Here is a 2459-nt window from a genome sequence, read left to right as displayed (position 1 = left end):
CGCGGTTGGGCGAACAGCGCGGCCAGCGGCAGTTCCAGGCCGAGGGTGCTGCGGATGCGCGAGATCAGGCGCACGCCGAGCAACGAGTGACCGCCGAGGGCAAAGAAGCTGTCGTGGCGGCCGACCTGTTCGACCCCGAGCAGCTCGCTCCATAGCTGTGCCAGGGTCTGTTCCAGCGCACCTTGCGGCGGCGTGTAGGCCTGCACGGCCAGCGCATCGGCGTCTGGCGCGGGCAGGGCACGGCGGTCCAGTTTGCCGTTGGCGGTGAGTGGCAGTGTCTCCAGGATTACATACGCGGTCGGCAGCATCACCTCGGGCAGGCGCGTGGCCAGCTGGGTGCGCAGCGTGTCGGCGCTGAGCTGCTCGGCGTCGCCGATCAAATAGGCGACCAGGCGAGGCTCGCCGGGGGTGTCCTCGCGCAGCAAGACAGCGGCATCGTCCACGCCGGCGCAGGCGCGCAGCGCGGCGGCGATTTCGCCCAGCTCGATGCGGAAGCCGCGCAGCTTGACCTGGTCGTCGTTGCGGCCGAGATAGTCCAGGGTGCCGTCGGCACGCCAGCACGCAAGGTCACCCGTGCGATACATGCGCTGGCCGGGCTGGTCGGCGAACGGATCGGGGACGAAGCGTTCGGCGGTCAGGTCGGGACGGCCGAGGTAGCCGCGTGCGAGCTGAGGTCCGGCGATATGCAGGTGCCCAGTGACACCAATCGGTGCCAGCTGAGCGTGCGCGTCGAGCACGTGGATGCGCAGATGCGCAATCGGTTTGCCAATCGGCACGCGGCCGCTGGGGTCCAGCGCATCGTCTGCGCTGGTGTCGTGCACCACGCAGCCGACCACGGTTTCGGTAGGGCCGTATTCGTTGATCAGCCGCGTGTGTGGTGCGAGCGTTTGCCAGCGTGCGAGCGTGGCTGCAGGCAAGGCTTCGCCACCGATCACCATCACCGCTGGGCTGAGCGGTCCTTCATGCTCGGCCAACTGCTGGCCGAGCACTTCCAGATGGGCTGGAGTGAGTTTGACCAAGCCCAACGGGGTCGGATCGCACAGGCGCTGGCGCAAGGCGTCGAGGGTGTCGTGCTCGGGCAGCAGCTCGACCCGTGCGCCGCAAAGCAGCGGTGCGAGCAGGCTGGTGAGGGTGGCATCGAAGGCCAGCGAGGAAGACACCACCGCGCTGGGGAACGGACGATAGGTATCGATCGCCCATTGCAGGTAATGCGTGGCGCCGGCGTGGGTGAGCAGGGTGCCCTTGGGTTGTCCGGTGGAGCCGGAGGTATAGATCAGATAGGCAAGATGGTCCGCGCACAAGCCGGGGACGCTCGGTGCGCCGGGATCTTCAAGATCGCTGTGTGTGTCGGTGTCCAGGGTCAGCACGCTGACCCGCAGCATGGCGCGGCTGGCGGGCAGGCGATCCTGTAGTTCGGTGCAGGTCAACACCGCACGCGGGCGGCTGTCTTCCAGCAGGAAAGCCAGGCGTTCGCTGGGCAGTTCCGGGTCCAGCGGCAGATAGGCCGCGCCGGCCTTGAGCGTGGCCAGCAGCGCCACGACTTGATCGATCCCGCGCGGCAGGTACAGCGCGACGCGGCTCTCCGCTCCAACGCCCAAGGTGCGCAGACGATGGGCCAGCTGATTGGCCCGCGCTTCGAGGACGGCGTAGCTGAGTTCAACCTCGTCTTCCTGCAAGGCGATGGCATCGGGGGTGCGCCGCACCTGCGCTTCAAACAGGTGATGGATGCACTGCGCCGGATCTAGCGCAGCGGTCTCGGTAGTGGTGAAGCGCTGCAGCTGGGCGCGTTCGTCGACAGGCAGCAGCGGCAGCTGCGCGATGGGCAACTGCTCATCGGCGGCCATGCCGGCCAGCAGCTGGACGAACTGGGCCAGATGGCGCTCGATGGTACGGCGGTCAAACAGCGCGCTGGCATAGCTCAGGCTACCGACGATGCGGTCCCCAACTTCGCCCAGGAACAGCTCCAGATCGAACTTGGCATCGGCCGATGGCGACTGGAACGGCTGCAGTGCGATGCCCGGCAAGCTCAGCTCGGCATCGGGGACGTTCTGCCAGGTCAGCACGACCTGGAAGACCGGTTGGGCGGACAAACTGCGGGTGGGATTGAGTGCTTCGATCACTTGCTCGAAGGGCAGATCTTGATGGTCCTGCGCGGCCAATGCAGTGGCACGGACTTGGCTCAACAGCTCCGCGACCGACGGGTTGGCGCGCAGATCGATCCGCAGTGCCTGGGCGTTGACGAAGAAACCGATCAGCGCTTCGAGTTCGCTGCGGGTGCGGTTGGCGACAGGCGCGCCGATCACGACTTCGTCCTGTCCAGACAGGCGTGACAGCAGCACTGACCAGGCGGCCAATACCGTCATGAAGACGGTGCTGCCATGACGTTGACTCAAGGCGCGCAATGCGCTGGTGAGTTCGGCATCGAGGGCGATCTCGATGCTGTCGCCGCGGTAGTCCTG

At 66.8% G+C, this 2459-nt stretch carries 1 protein-coding gene; it reads right to left on the bottom strand.

Translation table 11 applies throughout. The features are described from left to right. Window positions 1-2459 (bottom strand): non-ribosomal peptide synthetase (locus GGR61_RS20855; RefSeq protein WP_184623833.1); only part of this gene is annotated, 2459 nt, incomplete at both ends.

It is taken from the genome of Xanthomonas sp. 3058 (assembly GCF_014199765.1).
Lineage (GTDB): Bacteria > Pseudomonadota > Gammaproteobacteria > Xanthomonadales > Xanthomonadaceae > Xanthomonas > Xanthomonas campestris_B.
This window is presented reverse-complemented; position numbering and strand designations above follow the sequence as displayed.